The sequence below is a fragment of the Ferrovibrio sp. GW821-FHT12E11 genome (assembly GCF_058806975.1).
The window spans coordinates 2,409,047-2,435,751 of the sequence record NZ_JBXAQG010000001.1 but is presented as its reverse complement, the minus strand read 5'-3'; the positions used below and the strand labels follow the sequence as shown (position 1 = coordinate 2,435,751).

The window sequence follows — 26,705 nt, the reverse complement described above, 5'->3', positions numbered from 1 at the left end:
CTTACAGATTCTGGCTTACCGGTTCTGTGGAACGGTGACGCTGGGCAGCGGCGCATTGGCGTCGCCCGCATTTCCTGGCGGCAGCGAGGCTGGCGGCGCGCCGGCCGACACGATGCGGCAGACCTGGGCGCGGCCGCCCGAATCCTGCAGCCGCAGCACCTCGCCGCTGCGCTCGGCGCCCCAGCCGGCGCCGAAATAGTCGTAGCGCGCGCCAGGCTGCTGGCGCTGCAACACCACCGGATCGCGGCCCGCGGTTTCCACCACCAGCCGGTCCTGCGCCGCACCCAGCAAGGCATGCAGCGTATCCGAGCAGCGGAAGACAATCTCGCCGCCCTCGCCTGCCAGCTTGCGCGCTTCCGCAGAGGCGGGCGCGGGCTGCGGGATGGAAGCGATGGAGAAACCGGTCTGGCGCGATTCCGAGAAGGCCGGCTTCACGGTGGCCAGCCGCTCCAGCGCGGCCAGCGCCTGCAGATTGGCGCCGCGGATTTCGGCTTCGGTCGGCTCGGTCTCGATACCGTCCACCATCTTGCGGCCGCCGGTGAATTTACCCTGCGAGAAAGACAGGTTCAGCTCGATGCGGCGGAAGCCGTCCATCGATCCGGCCTGGCCGCCGCGGCGACGGCCATGCTCGCCATAATGCATCAGGTCGCCGTTATGGAAGGTGAAGACCACATTGGCATTGCCGTTGTCGCCATAGTCGCGCCATTCGGCAATGCGCTCGGGCTTGCCCTTCTGGATCGCGGCTTCCCAGTCGGCTCTGGCGTCGCCGGCGGCGTATTTGCCGCGCACGATGGTGGCGCCATCGGTCATGTCCTCGGTCCCGTCAGCCTCGGCGGCCGACGGCGCGGCAAGAGTCTGGGCATGAACCATCGGCGCTGAAAACGGCATCGCGAAAGCGGCGGCCGTCAGCATCAATCCGGCAAGAAGGGGGCGGTTCGTCATGGGATGGCTCCACACGGAATCGTCTAATCTAGTGTAAACGCAGAAAAGCGGCAGGAATCGGGCGATGCAATGGCGCGCTGGCCCCAAAGACCAAAAAAACGCCGGGATTGGCGGTAAAATCGACGAACATATCCGGTTCTTCACTTCCCCCCTTTCAGGGCACGCCATAAGGTGACCCAGAATCAGGAGGGAACCGTTTGCATCCGGCCATTGCCATTCTGGGCTTTGCTCTCACCTGGGCTTGCGCTGGCATGGCTGCGGCAGCCCAGCCGCTACAGATCATCGGCGCAGCCCGGCCGCCCTACATGACCGACACCGAGGGCCGCGCCGGCGGCCCTGCTGTCGTGCTGTTGCTTGAACTGGCGAAAGCCGCCCGCCTAGACGCCGCCGACGCGGGCGTGCGCATCCTGCCCTTCCAACGCGCGCTGCTGGAACTCGACCAGGGTGACACCCTTTATCCGGCCCTGCTGCGCACACCGCAGCGTGAAAATCGTTTCGTCTGGATCGGCGAGGTCTTTGCCGACCGTGCCGTCTTTTTCACCCGGCGCGGCAACCCGCAGATCGATCGCCTGGATACGCTGGGCCAGGTCGGCCGCGTCAATGTCATGCGCGGATCCGAACTGCAGGCGATCCTGCAGTCCTATGGCCTGATCGAGATCGAGGCGACCAACAGCGAGACCGACAATGCCCGTCTGCTGCAGGCCGGCCGCATCGGCGCCTGGTTCGGACTGAAGGCAGTGGGACGGGCAACCTGGCTGGAACTGGGCTTCACGCCGGCCGACCTGCAGAGTGGCGACACCTTCGCCACCATGCCCTTCTGGATCGCCGCATCGAAGAATATCGAACCCGACACGGCGGTCCGTTTGCGCACGGCCTATCAGGCGATGCGGCGCGACGGCCGCTACGAGCGTATCATCCAGCCGCTGCGCAAGCTCGAGACGGGTTTCTAGGTTACACCGGCTGCACCGCGCCAAGACCGGGACCGGCCTGACTGGCCACGCGCAAGCCTGGCATGCCGGCAAGCGACAGGTCGCGCTGCCGGATGTCGCGCAGCAACAGCCAGCGCGCTGTCGCCGCCGCAGGCGTCAGCGTCACCGCGAGATAGCCGCGATGCTGCAGGTCGCACCAGAGCATGCCGGGGCTGGCCTCACGCATCGCCTGCGCGAGCGGCACCATATTCTCAGACAACAGGCCAGCCTCGGCGCCCGGCGAAGTGACGCTGGGCGCGGCGAATTCGACGGCAGCGATACCACCCGCGGCATCAGGCATGGCGAAAGCCCAGGCGTTATGACTGTCGCCGGCCAGGAAGATCACATTGTCGCCAGCGGTCTGCGCCGCCGCCAGCAGGCGCTGGCGCGCCGCCGGATATCCGGTCCAGCTGTCCAAGCTGGAGGGCACACCCAGCGTGTTGAGACGGGCGCGCAGGCGGCGAGCGGCGTGGCGACTATCGCCCGGCGGCGTCAGGTCCGCGAAGACGGCCGGCGTGGTCACTGCGCCAACAAGGACCTGCTGTCCGACGATCTGCCAGCGCGCGCCGCGCCGCGTGGATTCTGCGAGCTGGTGCTGCAACCAGGTTTCCTGCGTCAGGCCCAATAGGCTGCGCCGCCCGTCATGCAGCGCCGTGAGGAACGGCTGTAGAGCCGCAGGCGGCACCGTGTCAGCAGACGCGTCGCGCAGCGCAGCAGGCAGACCGAGCTGGCGGCTGCGGCCGGCCAACCGCGTGTCGAGGATGATCAGGTCGGCCAGGGTGCCGATCGGGAAACTGCGGTAGCCCGCGACGGCGGCCGGATCGCCACGGATCGGCAACCATTCATAATAGGCCTGCAGTGCCGCCTTGCGACGCAGCGCCCAGTCACCCTGGCTGGCGGCATGGTTGCTGGCGCCCTCCGACCAGGCATTGTCGGCGGTTTCGTGATCGTCCCAGATGGCGACCATCGGATGCCGGGCATGGAGTTGCTGCAGGTCGGGATCGGCGCGGTAGCTAGCATAGCGTTGCCGATAGTCCTGCAGCGCCACCAACTCGGACGCCGGCTGCATGTCGCGGCCGCCGACCCGCAGCCGTGCGGCCGGATAGCGCCCCAATCCGTATTCGTAGATGTAGTCGCCGAGATGGACGACGAGGTCGATGTCCTCGCGCTCGGCGGCATGCCGGTAGGCATTGAAGTAGCCGAAGCCGATATTGGCGCAGGAGAAGACTGCCAACGTGTACTGCGCCACACTGCCGACCGGCAGCGTGCGGGTGCGACCCACGGACGAGGCCTGGTCACCCGCGAGGAAGCGGTAGAAATAGGACTGGCCGGGCTCCAACCCGTCCACGTCCACCTTGACGATGTAATCGGCAGTAGCACGAGCCTGCGCCACGCCCTGACACAGGATGGTGCCGAAGGCAGCATCGCGCGCCACCTGCCAGGTGACGATGGTCTCCGGCGCCGCATCGGCGGGCAGATACCGTGTCCACAGAATAACCCGGTCGGCCAGCGGATCGCCGCTGGCGATGCCGTGGCTGAACGCGCCACGCCGATCTGCCGGACCAGGCACACAAGCCGCCAACGCACCGCCAGTGGCTACTGCGAGCAGGGAACGACGGGTCGGCATCGGCTGAGACATGAATGGCAGCCTATGCCAGCCCCGAGCAAAAAGAAAAGGCCGGGATTTCTCCCGGCCTTCTCCGTATCGATATGCCGTTCAGACTTAGTCAGCCTGGGCGGCCTCGGCGTCATCGCCGCGCGGCTTGTTCGTCAGGTCCTCGCCGGTGGCCTGGTCGACCACTTTCATGGACAGGCGCACCTTGCCGCGCTCGTCGATGCCGAGCACCTTGACGCGCACTTCCTGGCCTTCCGACACCACGTCGCTCGGCTTATTGACGCGCTTGGGCGCCATTTCCGAAACATGCACGAGGCCGTCGCGGCTGCCGAAGAAGTTGATGAAGGCGCCGAAGTCGACCAGCTTGACCACCTTGCCCTTGTAGATCATGCCGACCTCGGGTTCCGAGACGATCGACTTGATCCACTGCACGGCGGCATCGGCGGCGGCCGGATCGCTCGACGCGATCTTGATCGTGCCATCGTCCTCGATGTCGATCTTGGTGCCGGTCTTCTCGACGATCTCGCGGATCACCTTGCCGCCCGACCCGATCACTTCACGGATCTTGTCCTTCGGCACGCTCATCGTGGTGATGCGCGGGGCGTTTTCCTTCACGCCGCTGCGGTTCTGCGACATCGCCTTGGCCATTTCGCCGAGGATATGCACGCGGCCGGCCTTGGCCTGCTCCAGCGCCACCTTCATGATCTCTTCGGTGATGCCGGCGATCTTGATGTCCATCTGCAGGGCAGTGACGCCCTCTTCGGTACCGGCCACCTTGAAGTCCATGTCGCCCAGGTGATCTTCATCGCCCAGGATGTCGGACAGCACGGCAAAGCGGGTGCCTTCCAGGATCAGGCCCATGGCAATGCCGGCGACCGGAGCGGTCAGCGGCACGCCGGCATCCATCAGCGCCAGCGAGGTGCCGCAGACGGTGGCCATCGAGGAGGAACCGTTCGACTCGGTGATCTCCGAGACAACGCGGATGGTATAGGGGAAGGCTTCCTTCGCCGGCAGCAGCGGGCGAACCGCACGCCAGGCCAGCTTGCCATGGCCGATTTCACGGCGGCCCGGCGAACCCATGCGACCGGCTTCACCGACCGAGTAGGGAGGGAAGTTGTAGTGCAGCATGAAGGCTTCGCGGTATTCGCCGTCCAGCGCATCGATGATCTGCTCATCCGTGCCGGTGCCCAGCGTGGTGACCACCAGCGCCTGGGTTTCGCCACGGGTGAACAGGGCGGCGCCATGGGCGCGCGGCAGCACGCCGACTTCCGACACGATCGGGCGCACGGTCTTGGTGTCACGGCCGTCGATGCGCAGGCCGGTGTCGAGGATGTTGAAGCGCACGACCTGGGCTTCCAGATGCTTGAAGGCATCGGAAACGTCGACCGGGTTGGCTTCGCCATCGGCGAACAGCGCCTTGGCCTTGGCCTTCACTTCGCCGACCTTGGCGTAGCGGGCCTGCTTGACCTTTTCTTCATAGGCGACGCGCAGTTCGGCTTCGATGCCCGAATCCTGCAGCTTCTTGAAGGCGGTCTCGTAGCCGGTGCGGGCCGACAGCGGCATCGCATCCTTGGCAGCGCGTTCGGCCAGGCCGATGATGGCTTCGATCACCGGCTGGAAGTTCTTGTGGCCGAACATCACGGCGCCGAGCATCACGTCTTCCGGCAGCTGCTGGGCTTCCGATTCGACCATCAGCACGGCGTCGGCGGTGCCGGCGACGACCAGGTCGAGCTTGTTGCCGGCTTCGCCGAGCTGGGTCTTGGTCGGGTTCAGCACGTATTCGCCGTTGATATAGGCGACGCGGGCGGCACCGATCGGGCCCATGAAGGGAATGCCCGAGATGGTGAGCGCGGCCGAGGCGCCGACCAGGGCGACGATGTCCGGATCATTTTCCAGATCGTGCGACAGCACGGTGGCAACCACCTGCGTCTCATTGCGGAAGCCATCGGCGAACAGCGGACGGATCGGGCGATCGATCAGACGCGAGGTCAGCGTCTCCTTCTCGGTCGGACGGCCTTCACGCTTGAAGAAGCCGCCCGGGATCTTGCCGGCGGCAAAGGTCTTTTCCTGGTAGTTCACGGTCAGCGGGAAGAAGTCGACGCCCGGCTTGGGGGACTTCGCGGCAACGGCGGTGCAGAGCACGATGGTGTCGCCATAGGTGACCATCACGGCGCCATCGGCCTGACGGGCGATCTTGCCGGTTTCGATGGTGAGCTTGCGGCCGCCCCACATCAGTTCGGTCTTGTGGATATTGAACATGAGTTTTCTTCCTTCCTCGGCGCCCTTAGGTCCTTCGGACTGTCCCTGACCTAGGCACCTGGCGGGACGGCGCCCATCGCCTCCCGCCCGGCCGGCACAACTGACTTCAGATCAGTCGCACACGGCAAACCGGCGCATCGAGTCCATCCCGATGGCGCCGACCACTCTCCGGCCTACGATGAAATGAAGACGCCCGCCCCGGCGGTCCGGGAGCGGGCGTGGTTCATCGTATCCGGAATACGGCTGCTGGCGATTCGCTTCGCGGCAGCGGCCATAATCGTTACTTGCGGAGACCCAGACGCTGGATCAGCGCGTCATAGCGCGGCGTATCCGTGCGCTTCAGGTAGTCGAGCAGGCTGCGACGCTTGCTCACCATCATCAGCAGGCCGCGGCGCGAATGCACGTCCTTCTTGTGGGTCTTGAAATGCTCAGAGAGGTTGTTGATGCGCTCGGTGAGCAGGGCCACCTGGACGTCCGGCGAACCGGTGTCGCCCTTCTTGGTGGCGAATTCCGAAACAACAGCGACTTTGCGCTCGGGGGTAATCGTCATGGTCTTAACTCCGCGACATCAAAGGTTGAACAAGCGCAACGGGCGAACCTCGTCGGCGAGACGTTCGGCGAGGCCGACGGGTTTGCCGTCTGCCATGGCCAGAAGTTCGCCTTCCGGCGGGAGTCCGGGGGCCGTGAGCGCGACCTTGATCGGCTGACCGTGTCTTAAACGGTCGGCCTGCGGGCCGGTCAGAACCAGGGCCGGGATGTCGTCCAGCGCGGTTTCGATCGGCAGCAGGTACGCGTGCGCGGCGTCCTTTTGGCACAGTTCCTCCAGTGAATCCAGCGAAAAGGCCGCCGTTTCCACATAGCGCCCGACCCGGGTGCGCCGCAGGGCCGTGATATGGCCGTAAGTCCCTAAATATAAAGCAAAATCCCGCCCCAGCGCCCGTACATAGGCCCCCTTGCCGCAATCGACCTCGAACACGGCATGGTCCGGATCCGGACAGTCGACTAGGCGCAACGCATCAATGCGGATCGGCCGGGCCGCCAACTCCGGCAGCTCGCCCCCTGCCCTGGTCTGGGCGCGGGCTAGGTCGTAGCTGCGCTGGCCGTCGACCTTGATGGCGGAATAGGCCGGCGGGCGCTGCAGGATCTCGCCGGTGAAGCTGGGCAGCATGCCTAAGATGGCCGCGCGGTCGGGCCGGATATCGGAGCGTTCGGTGACGGCGCCCTCGGTATCGTCGGTGGCGGTGGCCTCGCCCCAGCGGACGGTGAAGCGGTAGGTCTTGCCTGCCCCCATCACCCAGTTCACGGTTTTGGTGGCTTCGCCCAAAGCGATCGGCAGCACGCCGCTGGCCAGCGGATCGAGCGTGCCGCCATGGCCGGCCTTGGCAGCATCGGTAAGGCGGCGGACTTTTGCCAGACACTGCGTCGAGGTGAGCCCGAGGGGCTTGTCGACGATCACCCAGCCATGGACCGGGCGGCCCCTCTTCTTCAAAGGACTAGCCTTTTCATTCGTTGTCCGGCTCTTTGGCCAGGTCAGCCTTCACGGCCGGCTGCTGCAACAGGCGGGTGACGCGGGCGGCCTCGTCGAAGCTGTGGTCGAGCTTGAAGGAGAATTGCGGCGCGACGCGCAGATTGATCTGCTTCACGGCCTCGGTGCGGATATAGGCGCTGGCGCGGTTCAGCCCGGCGATGATCTTGGGCGCATCGCTGCCACCCAGCGGCATGACGAAAGCCGTCGCCGCCTTCAGGTCGGGGCTGATGCGCACTTCGGTGACGGTGACGACGAGATCGGCCAGATCGGGATCGCGGAAATGGCCGTTGCGCAGCACCTCCGACAGGATATGCCGCAATTCTTCGCCCACACGCAGCTGTCGCTGGCTGCGGCCGGCGCCCGAGTCTTCGCTGCTGCGTGCGCGGCTTTTGCCGCCGCCTTTGCGCTGCGCCATACCGGTTGCTCCCTGGAAGCGGACGCGCGACTTACAGCTCGCGCGCCACGCTCTCGAGTTCGAAACACTCGATCATGTCGCCGACCTGGAGGTCGTTGTAATTCTCGAACGACATGCCGCAATCCATACCCTGCTTTACCTCGCGCGCATCGTCCTTGAAGCGCTTGAGCGTCGAGAGCGCGCCTTCGTGGATAACCACGTTGTCGCGCAGCAGGCGGACCTTGGCGCCGCGCTTGACCAGGCCTTCGGTGACCATGCAGCCCGCGACCTTGCCGATCTTGGTGATGTTGAACACCTCGCGGATTTCGGCATAGCCCAGGAAACGCTCGCGGATGGTGGGGGCGAGCATGCCCGAGAGCAGGGCCTTCAGGTCGTCGATCAGGTTGTAGATGATCGAGTAGTAGCGGATATCGACGCCATCGCGCTCAGCCAGTTCGCGCGCCTGCTTGGAGGCACGCACGTTGAAGCCGATGATGGCGCCCTTCGAGGCCGCCGCCAGCGAAACGTCGGACTCGTTGATGCCGCCGATGGCGCCGTGCAGGAAGCGGACAACCACTTCCTCGGTGCCCAGTTTGTTGACGGCGGCCTGGATCGCTTCCAGCGAGCCCTGCACGTCGGTCTTGATGACGATCGGCAGTTCCTTGGCTTCGCCGGCCTGGATCTTGGAGAACATCTGCTCGAGCGAACCGCGCGCCGAAATGGCGGAGCGGGCTTCGCGCTGCTTGCGCTCGCGGAACTCGGCGACTTCACGGGCCCGGGCTTCGTTCTCGACGACGACGAACTCGTCGCCGGCTTCCGGATTGCCCTGCAGGCCCAGCACTTCGACCGGCACGGCCGGGCCGGCCGAGACGACATTCTTGCCGTGATCGTCGATCAGGGCGCGCACGCGGCCCCAAGCGCTGCCGGCGACGAAGACATCGCCGACATGCAGCGTGCCACGGGCGACCAGCACGGTGGCGACTGAACCGCGGCCGCGCTCCAGTTTGGCTTCCACCACCACGCCTTCGGCGCGGCGGTCCGGATTGGCCTTGAGATCGAGGATTTCAGCCTGCAGCAGGATGGCTTCTTCCAGCGTGTCGAGGCCCATCTTGGTCTTGGCCGACACTTCGATGGACTGCACTTCGCCGCCCATCTGCTCGACCACGATTTCGTGCTGCAGCAGTTCCTGCCGCACCTTCTGCGGATTGGCCGCCGGCTTGTCGCATTTGTTGATCGCGATGACGATCGGCACGCCGGCCGCCCGCGCATGGTGAATGGCTTCCACGGTCTGCGGCATCACGCTGTCGTCGGCGGCAACCACCAGCACGACGATGTCGGTGACCTTGGCGCCGCGGGCGCGCATCTGCGTGAAGGCTTCATGGCCAGGCGTATCGAGGAAGGTGATCGCCTTGCCCGACTTCATATGCACCTGGTAGGCGCCGATATGCTGGGTGATGCCGCCGGCTTCGCCGCTGACCACATCGGTCTGGCGCAGCGCATCGAGCAGTGAGGTCTTGCCGTGATCGACATGGCCCATGACGGTGACGACCGGCGAACGCGGCAGCATCACCGCATCCTCGTCCTTCTCGCCGCCGAGACCCAGTTCGATATCCGATTCCGCCACACGCTGCACGCGATGGCCGAATTCACTGACGATCAGTTCGGCGGTATCAGCGTCGATGGTCTGGTTGATGGTCGCCATGACGCCCATCTTCATCAGCGCCTTGACGACGTCGACACCACGCTCGGCCATACGGTTGGCCAGCTCCTGCACCGTAATCGTTTCAGGAATGACGACGTCACGCAAAATCTTGAGCTGCTCCGCGGAACCCTGATTGTGGGCCCGTTTCTCGCGTTCAATACGACGACGGAAGGACGCAACCGAGCGCACGCGCTCGTTGTCGTCCAACGCCTTGGTGACACTCAGCTTGCCGGTGCGGCGCTCGGCGCCATCGCGGCCGGGACGCGGCGCGGGCTTGGCCGGGACGATCTTGGCGCCGCCGGGGCCGCTGCGGCGCTTGGCGCCGCCCTCGTCGTCATCCTCCATGGCCGCCGGGCGAACGCCGGTCGGTGCGACCGCGCCAGGCGCGGCCTCGGTGCCGGGAGTCTCAGGCGTGGCCAGACGGCGGGCAGCTTCGGCTTCGGCCTTCTTGCGGGCTTCTTCCTCGGCACGCTTGCGCGCATCCTCGTCGGCCTGGCGGCGCAGGGCCGCTTCGCGTTCGGCATGAATCTTGGACTGGTCGTCCATCCGGCGACGCATGTCCTCTTCGGCCACGCGACGCATCTCGGTGAAGCGGCTGCGCAGGTCGTCGTTGCGCGCGCGATTCTGCTTCTCTTCGTCCGACAGGGGCTTGAGCACCATGCCGGAGGTGCGGGTCGGCCGCGGCGGCGCATTGCGATCGGGCCGCTCGGTGCGGGTGCCGGGGCGGACATCGCCGGTCGGCTGTGCCGTCATGCGCGGGCCGCTGCGCGGCTGCTGCTCGACGATACGGGCGGTCGGCGCCGGCGTCGCAGTGCCGGCCGGAGCGGCAGCACGCGGCGGGGCGGGTGCGGCAGCCGGGGCCGGCTCGGCGGCAGCGCGCGTTGCTGCAACGGCTGCGGCTTCCTCGGCGGCCTTGACCGCCTTGGCGGCGTCATGCTCGGCGAATTTCTCGGCCAGCGACGGCACGCTGACGCTGGGCGCGGCGGCCTTCGGTGCGGCAGATGCGGCGGGCGCGGTAGCAGGCGTCGCGGCGGGCGCAGCGGCATCGGCCTTGCCGGCCGCGGCAGCACCCGGCGGCACGATGGTGCGCTTCTTGCGCACTTCCACCGTCACCGCCTTGGTGCGGCCGTGACTGAAGCTCTGGCGGACCTGTCCGGTCTCCACCGTCTTCTTCAGTTCCAGCCGCTTGGGCCGCGCCTTGTCCTTGTCCTGCTCGTTCACGTCGCTCATACAGTCCGCTTCCGCCTACCGCAAAAAATCAAACATTCCGCATCTTGCGATGCCCTTACTTATGGCGCTGCCGCCCGCCTGCCAGCCCCCGCCCACGGTTTGGTGCAGCATCGGATGCCACACCCAGCCGGACGAGCAGCGCCAGATCGGCCGCCGCGCGCAACCCGAGCGGCGTGCGCATCAGCGCCAGCCGCCCGAAGCCGAGGCCGGTCGCATCGGCGGACACCCTGTCCCCCTCTGCGGCCGCATCGGCCACCACCAGCCCGGCACGCCGGGCCTTCATTACCTGGGCAGCGCCATGCGCCATCCAGGCCTCCAGGCTGCGTGCCGGCAGATCGGCCGGCACCTGCAGCTTGCGTTTGGCGGCACGGGCAAACAGGCCCTTTGCCGCCGCCTGAGCCACCGCATCCGCCGCCGGCGCAAGCCACAGCCCGCGCCCGCCCAGCCGATGTGCCGGATCCGGCACTACCACGCCCGCCATATCGATGGCGAAACGCAGCAACCGGTCTTCGTCCGCGCGCAGGCCGGTCAGCAGACAACGGCGTTGCGGCATGGTCGAAAACCGTCCTTCAACTCCGGACGGCAGGCTTACGCCTGGCCGTCCGCATTCTCCTCGCCGGCGAACCAATGCTGGCGCGCCGCCATGATGATGGCATTGGCATCGTCGTTCGACATGCCTTCGCCAACGATTTCCTGCAGCTCGTCGCCGGCCAGATCGCCGAGGTCGTCGAGCGTCTTCACGCCCTTCTCGCCCAGCGCCACCAGCATCGGCGGGGTCAGGCCCTCGACTGCGGCAACCTCGTCGCTGACGCCAAGCGCCTTGCGCTTCTCTTCCAGCTCGGTGTTGCGCTTCTCGACATATTCGAAGGCGCGCTCATGCAGCTCGCCGGCGATATCGCCATCGAAGCCCTCGATCTCGGCCAGCTCTTCCACCGGCAGATAGGCGAGTTCCTCGACCTTGGTGAAGCCTTCGGTGACCAGCAACTGGGCCAGGGTCTCGTCGACATCCAGAGCGTCGATGAACAGCTGGCTGCGCTCGCGGAATTCCTTCTGGCGGCGCTCGGACTCTTCTTCCTCGGTGAGGATGTCGATGTCGTAGCCGGTCAGCTGCGAGGCCAGGCGCACATTCTGGCCACGGCGGCCAATCGCCAGCGACAGCTGGTCAGTCGGCACGACCACTTCCACCGAATTGGCTTCCTCGTCCAGCACCACCTTGGCCACTTCGGCCGGGGCCAGCGCATTGACGATGAAGGTGGCCGGATCGGGCGACCACTTGATGATGTCGATCTTCTCGCCCTGCAGTTCGTTCACCACGGCCTGCACGCGGCTGCCGCGCATACCGACGCAGGCGCCGACCGGATCGATCGAGGTGTCGTTGGAGAGCACGGCGATCTTGGCGCGGCTGCCCGGATCGCGCGCCACAGCACGGATCTCGATGATGCCGTCATAGACTTCCGGCACTTCCTGGGCGAACAGCTTGGCCATCAGCTGCGGATGGGTGCGCGAGAGGAAAATCTGCGGGCCGCGCGGCTCGCGGCGCACATCGTAGATATAGGCGCGGGCGCGATCGCCCTGACGGAAGGTCTCGCGCGGCAGCAGCTCGTCGCGACGCAGGATCGCTTCGGCGCGGCCCAGATCGATGGTGACGTTCCCGTATTCCACGCGTTTGACCAGACCGTTCACGATCTCGCCGATGCGGTCCTTGTATTCGTTGTACTGGCGCTCGCGCTCAGCTTCGCGCACCTTCTGCACGATCACCTGCTTGGCGGTCTGCGCGGCGATGCGGCCGAAATCGATCGGCGGCAGCGGCTCGGCAATCACATCGCCCACCTGGGCGTCGGGATTGCGGCGCTGCGCCTCGATGATGCCGATCTCGATGGCATCGTTCTCGATCTTCTCGACCACCTGCAGATGACGCTCCAGGCGAATCTCGCCCGACTTGCGGTCGATCTCGGCGTGAATGTCGTTCTCCAGGCCGTAACGCGAGCGCGCCGCCTTCTGGATTGCGTCTTCCATCGCCATCAGCACGACATCGCGCTCGATCGCCTTCTCGCGGGCCACAGCATCGGCCACCTGCAGCAGCTCGATGCGGTTGAAACTGGTCACCGTTTCCATCGTTCCTGTTCCTTGAACTCGTTACCTAGTCACGGACTGTCGTTGGCAATCACCGGACGACCCGCCAGCGAAGCGGCGATCAGGTCGTCGGTGACAATCAGTTTGGCGCTGCTGATGTCGGAGACCGGCAGACGCGCTTCGTCGCCCTTCTCCTCATCCTTCAGCAGCACGGTATCGCCGGTCAGGCCGCCGATGCGGCCCTGGAAGCGCTTGCGGCCATCCAGCGGACGGCCCAGCTCCACCTTGGCGGCGAAGCCCTTGAAGCGTTCGTAATCGGCCGGCTTGGTCAGCGGCCGGTCGAGACCGGGCGAGGACACTTCCAGGCGATAGGCATCGCTGATCGGGTCTTCCACATCCAGCACGGCGCTGACCGCCCGGCTCACCTCGGCGCAGTCATCCACGGTGATGCCGCCGTCATGGGGGGCACCGCCGGTGTCGCGCTCGAACATGATCTGCAGCACCGGGCGCTGGCTGCCGAGCAGGCGCACACGCACCAGCTGGAAGCCCATCGCCGTCAGCGTGGGTGCAATCAGGTCTGCAATACGGGTCGCCGCGTCCATGCGTGCGCTGGGTCCTTAAAAACGTCGAAGTCTGTTTCTGCCGAGGTCTGATCGCCGGTCGGGGCCGACAAGTGCCGGCAGAAACCCGTAGAAACGAAAAATGGGCCGGCTGGCCCATGTCCCTTCCCGATCCGACCATGGACCAGGCCAGCGATGTCGGAGGCTGTTATAGCGGCAAATTCCACCAATGCAAGGCTTTTCGCCCCCTCGGTCATCCCGTCGGGGGCGGTCCGGCAGGGTCGGTTTTTCCCGGTCCGCGCGGCCCCACCCGACGGGCCGCCAGAGCCGAAAAATACCCCAGCAGCAGCCAGAACAGGAGATAGAGGCCCAGCACCTTCCAGACCCCAAGGTCTGGGCTGGCCGATCCGGCCAGCTCGCCATAGCCGGGGGTGGCCGGCGGGCCACTGCCGCCGGCGCTGCTGAAGCCGCCAGCCAGTGGCGGCAAGGCCAGCAGCACCAGGGCGGCGATCCGGCCGCTGAACCAGTGCCCACCGGGGCTGTACAGGAGCCAAAGGCCGCCTGCACCTGACGCCAGGGCGAGCAGCCAGAAAAGCAGGCGGTCGGCCGGAATCCGGCCTGGCGGCAGGTCGGGCAGCGCCAGCCAGGGCGCCAGCACGAAGGCGGTGAAGCCGGCAGCCCCCCAGAGCAGGCCGTCGCGGACCCGTGCGAACCCGGACAGATCGGCCCGGGCCTGGGCCGCCCGATGCAGGAAAACCAGCTGCAGCAGCAGGCCGCCGGCGATGCCGAGCCAGACATGATGGATCAGCAGGGTTTCATTGGACGGCAGCTGGCCGGCGACGACCGGGCCCAGATTCACCCGGGCAATCATCAGGGCCAGGGCGGCGCCAAGGCCGGCCAGTACCGTCGCGAATACCAGACGCAACCGCATGAGCGCCTCCCGGGCTGTCTCTACGGCGGAGGTTCAGGTCCGTCGCAGACGATAATAGTGCGGCACCCGCCCGGCGGCGATGGCCTTCTGCTCATATTTGCTCGGCGGCCAGTCATCCGGCCGCCGCAGCCAGTCGGCACGGGTCTCCGCCTGCCAGTCGAACCGCGGCTCGGCCAGGATATGGCGCAGCATCCAGCGCTGGTAATCGGGCACGTCGGTGGCGACCCGCAGTTCGCCACCCGGCGGGATCAGCCGCGACCAGTCAGCGAGCGTGTCGGCATTGACGATGCGGCGCCACTGATGGCGCTTCTTCGGCCAGGGATCGGGAAACAGGGTGAAGCCGCGCGCCACGCTGTTGTCGGGCAAGGCCTTCAGCAGCAGGCGCGCATCGTCGGTGAGAATGCGGATGTTGTCGCGGCTGTCGCCGCCATCATGGCGTTCGGCGATGCGCATGACCAGCTTGGCCACGCCATGCTCGTAGGGCTCGATGCCGATGAAGCCCACATCGGGATGCTGCTGCGACAGCGCGAACATATGGCCGCCATCGCCGAAGCCGATCTCGACCCAGTAGGCTTTTTTCGGTGTGGCAAACAGCGAGGCCGGATCGAGCGCAATGCCAGGCGCCGGCAGCGCGATCGACACGCGCGGCAGCCAGTCGCCAAAACGGTTTTCGCGGGTGGGGGAAAGTTTGCGGCCGCGCCGACGTCCGAAAATCAGACGTCTTGGCGCGGCCGCGGACTCGTCGTCAGACACGTATTAGCGGATGTTGAATTAGCGGATGTTGAAGGCCGACTTCAGGTCCTTGACCAGATCGGTCTTCTCCCAGGAGAAGCCACCGTCCTTTTCCGGCTTGCGGCCGAAATGGCCGTAGGCGGCGGTGCGGGCGTAAATCGGGCGATTGAGGTTCAGATGCTCGCGGATGCCGCGCGGGCTGAGCTTCACCAGCTCCTGCAGGATCTTGGAGATCTTGTTCTCGTCGGCCTTGCCGGTACCGTAGGTGTCGACATAGACCGACAGCGGATAGGCAACGCCGATGGCGTAGGACAGCTGGATCAGGCACTTGTCGGCCAGGCCGGCGGCGACCACGTTCTTCGCCAAGTAGCGCGAGACATAGGCGGCCGAACGGTCGACCTTGGTCGGATCCTTGCCCGAGAAGGCGCCGCCGCCATGCGGGGCCGCGCCGCCGTAAGTGTCGACGATGATCTTGCGGCCGGTGAGGCCGCAATCGCCGTCCGGACCGCCGATGACGAAACGACCGGTCGGATTGACGTAGAGATGCTCGTCATCGCACATCCAGCCCTTCGGCATGACCTTCTGCACGTAGGGCTTCACGATGCGCTTGATGTCGCCGCTTTCCAGAACGCGGCCCTTCTTGTCCTTCAGCGCATGCTGAGTCGAGACGACGATGGCGGTGGCGCCGGTCGGCTTGCCGTTCTTGTAGAGCAGCGTGACCTGGCTCTTGGCGTCGGGGCCAAGCAGCGGCTCCTTGCCGCTGTGGCGCACGTCGGCCAGCACCTTCAGGATATTCTGCGAGAGCTGCAGCGGCGCCGGCATCAGTTCCGGGGTCTCGTTGGTGGCATAGCCGAACATGATGCCCTGGTCGCCGGCACCTTCGTCCTTGTTGCCGGCGGCATCGACGCCGACGGCGATGTCAGCCGACTGGCCATGCAGCAGCACTTCGATCTTGGCGGTCTTCCAGTGGAAGCCCTTCTGCTCGTAGCCGATCTTCTTGATGGTGGCGCGCGCCACCTCTTCGATCTTCTTCTTGTTCACCGCGCCCGACTTCGACACCAGGCTCTTCGGGCCGCGCACTTCGCCGGCGATGACCACGCGGTTGGTGGTGGCCAGCGTTTCGCAGGCGACGCGGGCATAGGGATCTTCCTTCAGGAAAAGATCCAGCACACCGTCCGAGATCTGGTCGCAGACCTTGTCGGGATGGCCTTCAGACACCGATTCACTGGTGAACAGATAGGAAGAACGCGCCACGTGTTATCTCCTCAAGCAGCCGCGCCAACCGGCCCCAGGCTTTTTTTAAACCCCGCCCCCGCACCGGCGTTTGGCGCACGCCGGAATTGGGAAAACGGGAAAAGTCCGGTTATTTCGCAGAGCCTGACGCGGGGGTCAAGCGGAATGGCGTGACCGAACTGGGGTTAAGCCCGGTTCCACAGCGCCGGCCGGTGAGTCTTCGCCGTCCGTCTCTTCGGTTCCGTTGCCCATGGCCCAGACCAGATCGATGATCTTGCGGCGCAGGCCGGTCTGGCGCAGGCCGTTGAAAGCGCGCAGCAGTTCGACATCGTCACGGCTGAACGACGCCGCCGGGCTGTTGGACGGCACGGCCGATTCCACCATCTGGCCATCGCGGTTGGCAATCTGCGCCTCGTCCAGGCCCTCGAAGAAATAGGCAGCGGGCACGCCGAGGATGATGGCGAACTGGAACAGACGGCTGGCGCCGATACGGTTGGCGCCTTTTTCATATTTCTGGATTTGCTGGAAGGTCAGGCCGACCATCTGGCCGAGCTTGTCCTGACTCATGCCGATCATGGTCCGGCGTAATTTCAATCGATTGCCGACATGAATGTCGACGGAGTTCTTCGTCACTGGGCACCCTCACGCAACGCATAATCAAAAACGAAGGGCCGATTAAAGTCCCTCGTCGTTGCTGCGGTCAACGCTTTGCACTGCGACGAAGCGCCACAAAGCGCCAGATAAGGAATAATAGCGAAAAAGCGAGCAAAGGTACATCACCGATACGCGCGTAAGGCGGAGAACCATCCAGGGCTTTTGGTAAACGGCCGTCAACCACGCCGATGGCATCCAGCCCCAGGCTGGCGGTGATTCGCCCATAAGGGTCAATAATGGCGCTGATGCCGTTGTTGGCGGCCCGCACCAGGGGCAAGCCCTGCTCGATGGCGCGGAAACGGGCAGCGTTCAGGTGCTGCCAAGGCCCTGACGAACGACCGAACCAGCTGTCGTTGGTAACGTTTAGCAACAGGCCGGGCCGCGGCCCGCCACTGCCATCCGATATCTCATCGGGGAAAATCGCCTCGTAGCACACCAGCACGCGGGCCGCCGGCAGGCCGGGAATGGTCAGTGCTGCCGCCGATTCGCCGGGCGAGAAATCAACGCTGCCCGCCGCCAGGGCGTCGAGGCCGAGCGGCTTCAGGATGCTGCGGAACGGCAGGTATTCGCCGAACGGCACCAGATGCAGCTTGTCGTAGACGCCGGCCAGCGTACCGGTGGCATCCAGCACGAAGACGCTGTTGAACAGCACCAGCTGCTGCTTCGCATCGAACATCCGGCGCGGCGCACCGGTGATCAGGGCACCGCCTTTCGCCGGCAGCAGCCTGGCCAGGCCCTCGCGCAGGCGTGGTTCCTCGTCCAGCAGATACGGCAGGGCGGTTTCCGGCCAGATGATATGGGTGGGCGGAATCTCCGCCGCCTGCAGGCTGAGCGCGGCATGCTCCTGCAGATGCTGCTGGCGCAGGTCGTCGCGCCATTTCACCGTCTGCGGCACGCTGGGCTGCACCAGACGCAACTGTACGTCGGGCACGGTGTCGACGGCTGCCGTCGGCAGGCGCAGACTGCCCAGGCCCAGCAGCAACACGAAGCCGGCCGGCAGCAACAATGTCGCCAATCGCACCCGCTGCGACAGGCCGGGCAACAGGAAGAGCGCGAGGCCGGCAGCCGCCAGCATGGTGATCAGCCCGAGCCCCTGCACGCCGATGAAGGCGGCCAGCTGCATGGTGGCCGGCCAGTCGCCCCAGATGGCGCCCACCACGTTCCAGGGAAAGCCGGTCAGCACATGGCCGCGCAGGTATTCGCCGATCAGCCAGCCGAAGGGCGCCAGCAGGAACCGCCAGGCCGCGCTGGCGCCGGCAACCTGCAGCGCCAGCCACAGGCCTGCAGCGGGGAACACGGCCAGCAGCAACGGCAGGCCCAGCACCGGCAGCGGCAGCAGCAGGGCGTATTTGTCGGCGTCGACAAAGAAGGCAATGCCGATCCAGTACAGCCCGGCGACGAAATAGCCATAGGCGAAAGCGAAACCGGTGAAAAAGGCGCGCCAGCGCAGCGTGGTAGTCTGCAGATGCAGCAGTCCGATGAAGGCGATAAAGACCAGCGGCCAGAGCGACAGCGGCGCCTGCGCACCGGCCAAAGCCACACCCAGCAGCAGGGCGAGGCCATAGCGGCGCCAGCCGGCCAGATTCGCCAGCACGGTCATCACAGCGGTCAGTCGGCTCATGTCAGGCGTCAGGCCGCATCGGCGCTGGTTTCCTGCGTCTGTACGCGGATGCGCACACGCTTCACCCGGCGCGGATCGGCATCCAGCACCTCGAAGGCGAGGCCGGCGGGATGTTCGATCAGTTCGCCGCGCAGCGGCACCCGCCCGAGATGCGAAACGATCAGGCCGCCGACGGTATCGACTTCCTCGTCTTCTTCCGGATCCTGCAGGACGCGGCCGATCTTTTCTTCCAGGTCTTCGATCGGGCAGCGGCCGACCGCCTCCAGCACGCCGTCGGCGCGCTGGATCAGCATGGCGCCGGCGCTTTCATCATGCTCGTCGTCGATCTCGCCGACGATCTGCTCGACCAGATCCTCGATGGTGACCAGGCCATCCACGCCGCCATATTCATCGACGATGATGGCCATATGCACGCGGCTGTCGCGCATCTCGCGCAGCAGTTCCAGCACCGACTTCGATGGCGGCACCACCAGAAGCTTGCGCATGATCTTGTCGATGGCGAAGCCGCTGCGGCCGGCCAGATAGGGCAGCACATCCTTGACATGGATCATACCGATCACGTCGTCGAGCGAGCCGCGATAGACCGGCAGACGCGAATGCTCGGCATCCACCAGCATCTTCACCAGCTTCTCGAACTCGATCTCGGTGGAGACCGCAATGATGTCGGTGCGCGGCACGCGGATTTCACCAACCCGCAGCTCGCCCACTTCCAGCACATTGCGCAGCAGGGCGCGCTCGGCGGTCTCTTCCGGCGTGGCGCTGTCATCGGCATGCTCTTCCAGCAGCTCTTCGATGCTCTCGCGCAGGGATTCGTCGCTGCGTCCGCGCAGCAGCGACAGCAGGCGGCGCCAGAATGTCGTGCCGCCGTTGCCGTTTTCGCGGGCCTCGCTCATGACGCGCGCCTCCGCTTTGCGGTCGTCTTCGTGGTCTTCTGTTTCGCCCGGACAGGCGCAGATTTCGTTTTCACAACACTCTTCTTCTTTGTAACGGTCTTCTTCCTGGTCACGATCTTCTTCTTGGTGACGGCCCTGGCGGGCCGGATCGTATAGGGATCGGCAATGCCCATACCGGCCAGGATCACGGTCTCCAGCGGCTCCATCGCCTCGGCCTGGTCGTCATCCATATGGTCGTAGCCGAGCAAATGCAGCACCCCATGCACGGTCAGATGCGCCACATGGTCGGCCAGGGTTTTCTTCTGCGCTTTCGCTTCACGCTTGCAGGTGGCGAGACCCAGTGCGACATCGCCCAGATAGGCCGGCGGTCGTGCCGGATCGACGGCGTTTTCCGCCGGGAAGGACAGCACGTTGGTCGGCTTGTCCTTGGCGCGCCAGCCGGCATTCAGCTTGCGCATCTCGGCATCGTCGGTGAGCAGGATGCTCAGGCCGGTGGCGGCTTTGGCCGGCAGTTCGCTTTTCAGGGCGGCCTGCACCGCCTTGCGAACCGCCACAGCCGGGTTGGGCAAATCCTTGCGCCAGCCGGCCGCGGCAATGCGGATGTCGATCTCTATACTCGGGCCTTCAGGCATGGTGGCGGATCAGCGTCTCGGTCTGGGCGTCGCCAGGTCGAGCTGCTGCTCCTTCTGGGCATAGGCGCGCACGATCTTGGTGACCAGCGGATGGCGCACCACATCGGCCTCGCCGAATTTCACGAACGAGATACCATCGACGCCATCGAGAATATCCAGCGCATGACGTAGGCCCGACGGCACGCCGATCGGCAGATCGATCTGCGACAGATCGCCGGTCACCGCCAGACGCGAATTCTCGCCAAGCCGCGTAAGCAGCATCTTCATCTGCACCGGCGAGGTGTTCTGCGCTTCGTCCAGGATGACGAAGGCGTTGGCCAGGGTACGGCCGCGCATGAAGGCGAGCGGCGCCACTTCGACCTCGCCACTTTCCAGGCCCTTGGCCACGCGTTCGGCCGGCAGCATGTCGTAGAGCGCGTCGTAGAGCGGACGCAGATACGGATCGATCTTGTCGCGCATGTCGCCCGGCAGGAAGCCAAGACGCTCGCCGGCTTCGACGGCGGGGCGCGACAGGATGATACGGTCGACACGGCCTTCCAGCAGCATCGACACCGCCATGGCGACGGCGAGATAGGTTTTTCCAGTGCCGGCCGGGCCGAGGCCGAAGACCAGTTCGTTATTCTGCAGTGCGTCGAAATACAGTTTCTGCGTATGGGAGCGCGGAATGATGATGCGCTTCTTGGTGCGCACCGCACCGTCCGGGATCGGCCGGTCATCCCGAATCAATTCGGCCTTGTCACGCAGCTTCGCCGTCACTGGAGCGTTCATCGGACCCCCTTGCGTCATGCGGATTGCACCATCGACATCACCCATCTCGACTTCGGTGCCGTTTTCGAGACGGCGGTAGAGATCGGTGAGAATTTTGCGCGCCTGGACCTGCGCCTCGGCCGGGCCGGTGATCATCAGCCGGTTGCCGCGCGACGCCACCGCCACGCCCAGCCGCTCTTCGATGCGGGCGAGATGACGATCATGCTCGCCGAACAGCAGGGCGAGCAGGCGATTGTCCTCGAAATCCAGAATGATCGGATCGGCTGCCGTTTTATCCGCGCCGCGTGCATCGCTCACAGGCTTTGGCCTCGTTGCTGCGTCCAATCGATCCTCATGCTGCTGCCAGACGGGCGAGCTGCCCATCCACGGAACTGCCATGGCCGGCGGTAATGGTCACTGCGGCGCGATCGCCGATTTGCAGCGACGCATCGTTGACGATCACCGACTGCATGTAAGGCGAGCGGCCGAGCACCTGGCCGGGACGACGTCCGGCGCGGTCGACGACCACATCCAGCGTCCGCCCCACCGTGCCGGCGTTGAAGGCCAGCGACTGCTCGCGCAGCAGATCCTGCAGGGCCTGCAGCCGCGCGCTGCTCGCCGCATCGCTCACCTGATTGGGCAACAGGCTGCCCGGCGTACCGGGGCGGGCGGAATACTTGAACGAATAGGCAGCGGCATAGCGCGCCTGGCGCACCAGATCGAGCGTCGCCGCGAAATCCTTGTCGGTCTCGCCGGGGAAGCCGGTGATGAAATCGCCGCTGAGCGCCAGATCGGGACGCGCGGCATAGAGCTTTTCCACCACGCGCAGATAGTCTGCCGCGCGATGCTGGCGATTCATGGCTTTCAGCACGGCATCCGAACCGGCCTGCACCGGCAGATGCAGGAAGGGCATCAGCATCGGCAGGTCGCGATGGGCGGCGATCAGGTCGTCGCTCATCTCCAGCGGATGCGATGTGGTGTAGCGCCAGCGGATCTGCGGATACTGCGCATTGACCCGCTCGTGCAGCGCCGCCAGCAGGCGGGCCAGCGACCAGGTCGCGCCATCAGAACCTTCGCCATGCCAGGCATTCACATTCTGGCCGAGCAATGCGATCTCGTGCACGCCGGTGGCGGCGATTCTCAGGGCTTCCGCGATGATGGCATCCGCCGGACGGGAATATTCGGCGCCGCGCGTATAGGGCACGACACAGAAGGTGCAGAATTTGTCGCAGCCTTCCTGCACGGCCAGATAGCCGACCGGCCCGGGGGCCGCAGAAATCTCGTTGGGAAGATGATCGAATTTCGATTCGACCGGGAAGGCGGTCTCCATCAGGCCCAGTCCCGCTTTATGGGGTCCGCCGCTGTGCCTGACGCTGGCGCGCTCGGCTTTCGCCAGCAGCTCGGGCAGCTTGTGATAGGCTTGGCTGCCGACCACGAGGTCGACGAAGGGCGCGCGCTGGTTGATCTGCTCGCCCTCGGCCTGGGCGACGCAGCCGGCGACCGCGATGGTGACGTCGCCACCCTGCTTCTGGGCCTCCGTCTTGCGGATGCGCCAGTGGCCAAGCTCGGAGAATACCTTCTCGGCGGCCTTTTCGCGGATATGGCAGGTATTGAGGATGACCATGTCGGCATCCTCGGGATCGTCGGTCTTGGCGTATCCGAGCGGGGCCAGCACGTCCGCCATGCGGGCGGAGTCGTAGACGTTCATCTGGCAGCCGTAGGTCTTGATGAACAGCTTTTTGGCCAAGTCCGGGTTTCAGCGGGGCGGGCCTTCAACCTGACGACGCCCCAGACGCTCCTTAAGAATTCGTTGCCGACAGCCCACGCTATCACCCCGGGGGGCAAAAACCAAGGACAACAGCAGCCGATCAGGGGCAGCGTCACAGATTCTTCACAAGAGAATCAAGGGGTTAATATAATCACCGTGCACCTCGCCCGAGCCGGGCAGCATCGGGTCCGGCCCGACAACACCCCGATTCGCGCCTGCCAGGCTCCACCGGCGCTCCCGGGCGTTCGTTCGGCTTCGTTTTGCTTCGTTCGGCTTCGTTCGGCTTCGTTCGGCTTCGTTTGCGTTCGTTCGGCTTCGCCGGCACTCGCCGGCTTTCGTCGAAGGCGGGGAAACGAGACCGAATCTGCCTGTTGCCTGGCGGGCAACAAGAACTAAATGGGAATATATAAAAGAATATCAAGGGCAGGCTGGGGCCGATGGCTGGCTGGCTTGCGGCGGATTGCCCGGCGCGGCTGGCTGGCTGGTCGAAACCGGTTTTCACCGGCCCCTGAAGATATGACGTTCTAGCCCGCCATTTTTTTTACCGCCGACCGCCGACGCCACCACAGCACGATGCCGGTGACCGAGAGCAGCGCCGTTATCAGCCCCGCGGCAGAAATGACGATGCGCCCCGGCAAACCGGCGATCCAGCCGCTGTGCAGAGGAAACTGCAGCCTCAGGAAAACATCGCCGGCCGTGCCCTGCCAGGGCACTTCCGCCGCGAGCAATCGTCCGTCCATCGCATCGAAATACAGAAACGGCCGGTTGGGTCCGGCGCCGTAATCCGACTGGCCGGGGAAGAAGTGGACCGAATAGATCCCGTAGGCCGAATTGTAGGATATCCCGCCCGGACGATCCGACCAGCCGCGCCGGTCGGCCTCGGCATTGGCGGAGATAGAGATCGCGGTAAAGCCCAGTCCCGCCGGCGTCTGACTGCCGGCCGGCCGGGTCTGGCGCAGATCGTAGGGCGACGGGGTCAGGCTGCTGAAGACCGAGACAACGGGCCGGAACACCTCGCGGTTCAGGTTGAAGTAGATGCTGGTGAACGCCAGCATCATCAGCACCGGCCAGAACCACAGGCCACCGGCCCGATGCAGATCGAGATAGCGGCGGCGCAGGCTCGCATCGGGTTTGATTATCCAGGCGACGCGCCAGTGCTGCAGCAGTGGTCGTGCCCGCGGCAGGGTCAGCGCTGCTCCGACGATGCTGTCGAACAGCCAGACCAGTGCGACCCCACCCATCAGCCAGGCGCCCCAGCGACCCGGCAGATGCAACCGGTAATGCAGTTCGTAAAGAAAACCGACCACATGGCGCCGGTCGATGCCCCCACCGAAACGCTGACGCCGCTCAAGGATCGTGCCGGTGGCGGGATCGACGAAAATCTGGTCATAGCCCAGCACGAAGGGCCGGTCGGTCTGCGGATCGGAGCGCGGGCGCAGGGACAGGCGCGCCGTTTCGCCCGGCCGCACATTCAGCGGCACATACCGCACCATGGCGCGCGGCTCCGCCGCCTCGACGCGGGCGACCAGATCGTCGAGCGGCAGCGGCGGTCCGACCGCCTGGACATGAAAGATGTCGGCATTGAGCCAGGCATCCAGCTCGAAATGAAACGCGATCACCGCACCGGTCAGACCGGCGACGAACAGGAATCCCGCCGTCGCCAGGCCTGCGATGCGGTGGACCAACAGCCAGAATGGCCGCGTCGCCGCCCTTTGCAGGGCAGCGATCACCAGCGGTAACGGACCGCGGCAATCACCGTGCGGCCGATGCCGTAGTTACAGCTCGTCAGCGAGCCGCAGGAGAAGTTCTCCTTGTCGAACAGATTGGCGGCGTTCAGCGAGACGCGGAAATTCTGCCAGTCGTAATGCACAGCGGCATCGAACAGCGTATAGGCCGGCACATCGAAACTGTTGGTTGATGTGCCATAGGTGGTGCCGATGTAACGGGCGCCGGCACCGAAGCCGAGACCAGACAGATCGCCGCTGCGCAGCGTATAGTCGGCCCAGAGCGAGGCCATGTATTCCGGCACGCGGGCCGGCCGCTTTCCCAGATCGGTACCGTTGCTCTTGGTCACCTCTACATCGGTATAGCTGAAGGCAGACAGCAGATCGAGCTCACGGCTGATGCTGGCCTTGCCCTCCAGCTCCAGGCCGCGCGACGTCACTTCGCCGGTCTGGATGCTGAAGGTGGGATGGGCAGGGTCGCTCGTCGTCACATTCTGCCGGCGCAGGTCGAAAGCCGAGAAGGTGACGAAACTGTCGTAGCCTTTCGGCTGATATTTGACGCCGATTTCCTGTTGCTGGCCGGTTTCGGGCACGAAGGCCTTGCCGGAGAAGTCTGTACCGGACACCGGTTCGAAGGATTCGGCATAAGAGACATAGGGCGCCAGGCCCATGTCAAAGAGATACATCAGGCCGGCGCGACCGGTGAGCGCGCGGTCGTCCTGCATGGTTTTGAAGCCGGTGAAGCGATTCTTCGTATCGCTGACGGCGCGATCCTGGCGTCCGCCGGCGACGAGGATCCAGTTGTCATATCTGATCTGGTCCTGCGCATAGAGGCCGTATTGCGCGATCGTCTGGTCGGAACCACTGCCAAAGGCCGGCACGCTCACGGCCCTGCCATAGCTCGGCGCAAAGATATTGAGCAGTCCGCCACCGCCGGTCGAGTTGCCGGTCATCACATCGAGCGAAACATGCTGATAGTCGAAGCCGGCGATGGCCGTGTGCTTGACCGGGCCGGTATCGAACTTGGCTTCGGCCTGCTGATCGGCAGTAAAGACGCGCCCCGCGGCCAGCCGTCGTTGCACGTTGCGGTTATAAAAGCGCGGATCGGCCTGCTGGGCGCCAAGGAAGATCGTCTTGGAATCATAGTCGTGATCGCTGTAGCGCAGCGTCTGGCGGAGCGTCCAGGTATTGTCGATGCCATGCTCGGTCAGCGCGCTGAAGGATGTCTTGTTCATCAGCGTGGAATCGAAGTCCGGCTCACCCACGAAGCGGTTGATCGGTATCCTGCCATTCGGGCTCGACAGAACGGTGCCCACCGCCGGCATACCGTAAATGTAGAGCGAGTCATCACGCTGATGATCCATCAGCAGCGTCACTGATGTATCGGCGCCGGGACGGAAGGTCAGACCGCCGGCCAGGAAGATGCGATCATCCCGCACATAATCCACCTGCGTGTCCGTGTCGCGGCCAAGCGCGACGAAACGGTAGGACAGTTTCTCGCTCGCTGCGCCGCCGATATCGGCGGCGATCTGTTTGCGGTCGAAGCTGCCGCCCTGCACTTCCACTTCGTTGATCGGCCGGTCGGTCGGCCGCTTGGTCACCATGTTGACCAGGCCACCTGGCGAATTCTGGCCATAGAGAATGGAGGCCGGACCCTTGATGACCTCGACGCGCTCCATGTTGTAGGGCTCCGGCGCATGGAAGCCGAGGAAAGCCTGCGGCAGTTCGCGCGTTCCATCACGATAGAGGTAGCCGGCAAACTGCGTGAAGCCGCGCAGCTGGATGCCGTCATGCTGCATCTGCAGGCCACCGGCTTCAGCGCGGACGCCGGCGGTATAGCGTAGCGTTTCGCCGATCTGGCGTGGCTTCTGCTCGTCCATCTGCTCGCGTGTGATCACCGAAATGGACTGGGGCGTTTCCAGCAGCGGCGTATCGGTCTTGGTGCCCGTGGCGCTGCGCGTTGCGACATAGCCGTCGACAGGCCCCCAAGCGGTTTCACTGCGCTGCCGGCCTTCGACCGCCAGTGTGGGCAGCACCGCGGCGTTACTGCCCTGGGCCGGCAGTTCGACCAGTGTCACCGTATTTGCGCCGGTGACATGGTAGGTGAGGCCGGTGCCGGTCAGCAGGCGGGCCAGCGCATCAGCGGGGCTGAAGGTGCCGCGCAGCACACTCGAGGTCTTGCCTTGGGCCAGCGCTGCCGGATAGCCGAGCTGCCAGCCGGAGTTACGGGCAAAACCATCCAGCGCCGCGGTCAGCGGCTGGGCCGGAATGTCGAACTGCTGCTGGACTGGCTGACCCTGCGCAACTGGGGTCTGGGCCTGCAGGGGCAGATTGCCCGCCATGCCGAAAACCAACGCCGTTCCCAGCAAAAGCGCGTTGCGCCAAGAATACCTGTGCATTCAACTTCCCCAATGCCTGTTCTTTCAGCAAATGCGACGCATTTGCGACCCTTAAGCCCTGACGCATGGGGCAGCGTCAACCGGAAGCGTTTTTATGAAA

Annotated in this window: 21 protein-coding genes and 1 pseudogene; 1 reads left to right on the top strand and 21 read right to left on the bottom strand. The window is 65.2% G+C overall.

Features of this window, described 5'->3' with window-relative positions; translation table 11 throughout:
* Positions 1-15: 15 nt before the first annotated feature.
* Positions 16-942, bottom strand: coding sequence for a hypothetical protein (locus tag AC1ROT_RS12215; RefSeq protein WP_492999281.1), 927 nt, complete (start codon positions 940-942; stop codon positions 16-18).
* Between the two features lie 197 nt (positions 943-1,139).
* On the opposite strand from AC1ROT_RS12215, the gene AC1ROT_RS12210 reads away from it, so the two are divergent.
* Entirely contained in the window at positions 1,140-1,892 is a 753-nt protein-coding gene (locus AC1ROT_RS12210) for a substrate-binding periplasmic protein (RefSeq protein WP_492999280.1), read from the top strand.
* Position 1,893: 1 nt separating this feature from the next.
* On the opposite strand, the gene AC1ROT_RS12205 is transcribed toward AC1ROT_RS12210, so the two are convergent.
* From AC1ROT_RS12205 to AC1ROT_RS12110, 20 genes and pseudogenes are all read right to left on the bottom strand, one after another.
* Positions 1,894-3,480 (bottom strand): alkaline phosphatase D family protein, encoded by a 1,587-nt coding sequence (locus AC1ROT_RS12205; protein ID WP_492999279.1) that lies wholly within the window; start codon positions 3,478-3,480, stop codon positions 1,894-1,896.
* Between the two features lie 153 nt (positions 3,481-3,633).
* Positions 3,634-5,784: a polyribonucleotide nucleotidyltransferase gene (gene pnp / locus AC1ROT_RS12200; protein ID WP_492973509.1), complete on the bottom strand. Its 2,151-nt coding sequence runs from the start codon at positions 5,782-5,784 to the stop codon at positions 3,634-3,636.
* 280 nt (positions 5,785-6,064) lie between these two features.
* The gene (rpsO, locus tag AC1ROT_RS12195; RefSeq protein WP_492973510.1) at positions 6,065-6,334 is read right to left on the bottom strand and encodes a 30S ribosomal protein S15; all 270 of its coding nucleotides are present in this window, start codon (positions 6,332-6,334) and stop codon (positions 6,065-6,067) included.
* A gap of 18 nt (positions 6,335-6,352) precedes the next feature.
* A complete protein-coding gene (truB, locus tag AC1ROT_RS12190) occupies positions 6,353-7,273 on the bottom strand; it encodes a tRNA pseudouridine(55) synthase TruB (protein WP_492999277.1) in 921 nt (306 codons plus the stop codon).
* Positions 7,274-7,286: 13 nt separating this feature from the next.
* Entirely contained in the window at positions 7,287-7,727 is a 441-nt protein-coding gene (gene rbfA / locus AC1ROT_RS12185) for a 30S ribosome-binding factor RbfA (RefSeq protein WP_492999275.1), read from the bottom strand.
* Between the two features lie 31 nt (positions 7,728-7,758).
* Positions 7,759-10,638: a translation initiation factor IF-2 gene (gene infB, locus AC1ROT_RS12180; protein WP_492999273.1), complete on the bottom strand. Its 2,880-nt coding sequence runs from the start codon at positions 10,636-10,638 to the stop codon at positions 7,759-7,761.
* Between the two features lie 55 nt (positions 10,639-10,693).
* On the bottom strand, positions 10,694-11,191 hold the full coding sequence (locus tag AC1ROT_RS12175) for a DUF448 domain-containing protein (protein ID WP_492973514.1): 498 nt from the start codon (positions 11,189-11,191) through the stop codon (positions 10,694-10,696).
* A gap of 35 nt (positions 11,192-11,226) precedes the next feature.
* On the bottom strand, positions 11,227-12,753 hold the full coding sequence (nusA, locus tag AC1ROT_RS12170) for a transcription termination factor NusA (RefSeq protein WP_492973515.1): 1,527 nt from the start codon (positions 12,751-12,753) through the stop codon (positions 11,227-11,229).
* 29 nt (positions 12,754-12,782) lie between these two features.
* Positions 12,783-13,313: a ribosome maturation factor RimP gene (rimP, locus tag AC1ROT_RS12165; protein ID WP_492973516.1), complete on the bottom strand. Its 531-nt coding sequence runs from the start codon at positions 13,311-13,313 to the stop codon at positions 12,783-12,785.
* A 211-nt stretch (positions 13,314-13,524) separates the two neighbouring features.
* Complete coding sequence (locus tag AC1ROT_RS12160) at positions 13,525-14,202, bottom strand: CbtA family protein (protein ID WP_492999271.1); 678 nt, start codon at positions 14,200-14,202, stop codon at positions 13,525-13,527.
* Positions 14,203-14,235: 33 nt separating this feature from the next.
* Positions 14,236-14,844, bottom strand: coding sequence for a tRNA (guanosine(46)-N7)-methyltransferase TrmB (gene trmB / locus AC1ROT_RS12155; protein WP_492999269.1), 609 nt, complete (start codon positions 14,842-14,844; stop codon positions 14,236-14,238).
* A 129-nt stretch (positions 14,845-14,973) separates the two neighbouring features.
* Positions 14,974-16,188, bottom strand: coding sequence for a methionine adenosyltransferase (gene metK / locus AC1ROT_RS12150; protein ID WP_492999267.1), 1,215 nt, complete (start codon positions 16,186-16,188; stop codon positions 14,974-14,976).
* A 135-nt stretch (positions 16,189-16,323) separates the two neighbouring features.
* Positions 16,324-16,800 carry a helix-turn-helix domain-containing protein gene (locus AC1ROT_RS12145; RefSeq protein WP_492973520.1) on the bottom strand — a complete coding sequence of 159 codons (477 nt, stop codon included), beginning with the start codon at positions 16,798-16,800 and terminating at the stop codon, positions 16,324-16,326.
* A gap of 67 nt (positions 16,801-16,867) precedes the next feature.
* Positions 16,868-18,442 (bottom strand): apolipoprotein N-acyltransferase, encoded by a 1,575-nt coding sequence (gene lnt / locus AC1ROT_RS12140; protein ID WP_492999265.1) that lies wholly within the window; start codon positions 18,440-18,442, stop codon positions 16,868-16,870.
* An 8-nt stretch (positions 18,443-18,450) separates the two neighbouring features.
* Complete coding sequence (locus AC1ROT_RS12135; RefSeq protein WP_492999263.1) at positions 18,451-19,335, bottom strand: hemolysin family protein; 885 nt, start codon at positions 19,333-19,335, stop codon at positions 18,451-18,453.
* 152 nt (positions 19,336-19,487) lie between these two features.
* Positions 19,488-19,967, bottom strand: a pseudogene (gene ybeY / locus AC1ROT_RS12130) (rRNA maturation RNase YbeY); the annotation flags it as partial.
* Positions 19,968-19,976: 9 nt separating this feature from the next.
* On the bottom strand, positions 19,977-21,032 hold the full coding sequence (locus tag AC1ROT_RS12125) for a PhoH family protein (RefSeq protein ID WP_492999261.1): 1,056 nt from the start codon (positions 21,030-21,032) through the stop codon (positions 19,977-19,979).
* A gap of 34 nt (positions 21,033-21,066) precedes the next feature.
* On the bottom strand, positions 21,067-22,461 hold the full coding sequence (gene miaB / locus AC1ROT_RS12120; RefSeq protein ID WP_492999259.1) for a tRNA (N6-isopentenyl adenosine(37)-C2)-methylthiotransferase MiaB: 1,395 nt from the start codon (positions 22,459-22,461) through the stop codon (positions 21,067-21,069).
* Between the two features lie 545 nt (positions 22,462-23,006).
* The gene (locus AC1ROT_RS12115; protein WP_492999257.1) at positions 23,007-24,212 is read right to left on the bottom strand and encodes a PepSY-associated TM helix domain-containing protein; all 1,206 of its coding nucleotides are present in this window, start codon (positions 24,210-24,212) and stop codon (positions 23,007-23,009) included.
* The gene (locus AC1ROT_RS12110) at positions 24,209-26,548 is read right to left on the bottom strand and encodes a TonB-dependent siderophore receptor (RefSeq protein WP_492999255.1); all 2,340 of its coding nucleotides are present in this window, start codon (positions 26,546-26,548) and stop codon (positions 24,209-24,211) included. Before AC1ROT_RS12110 ends, AC1ROT_RS12115 begins: the two co-directional genes overlap by 4 nt.
* Positions 26,549-26,705 lie beyond the last annotated feature (157 nt).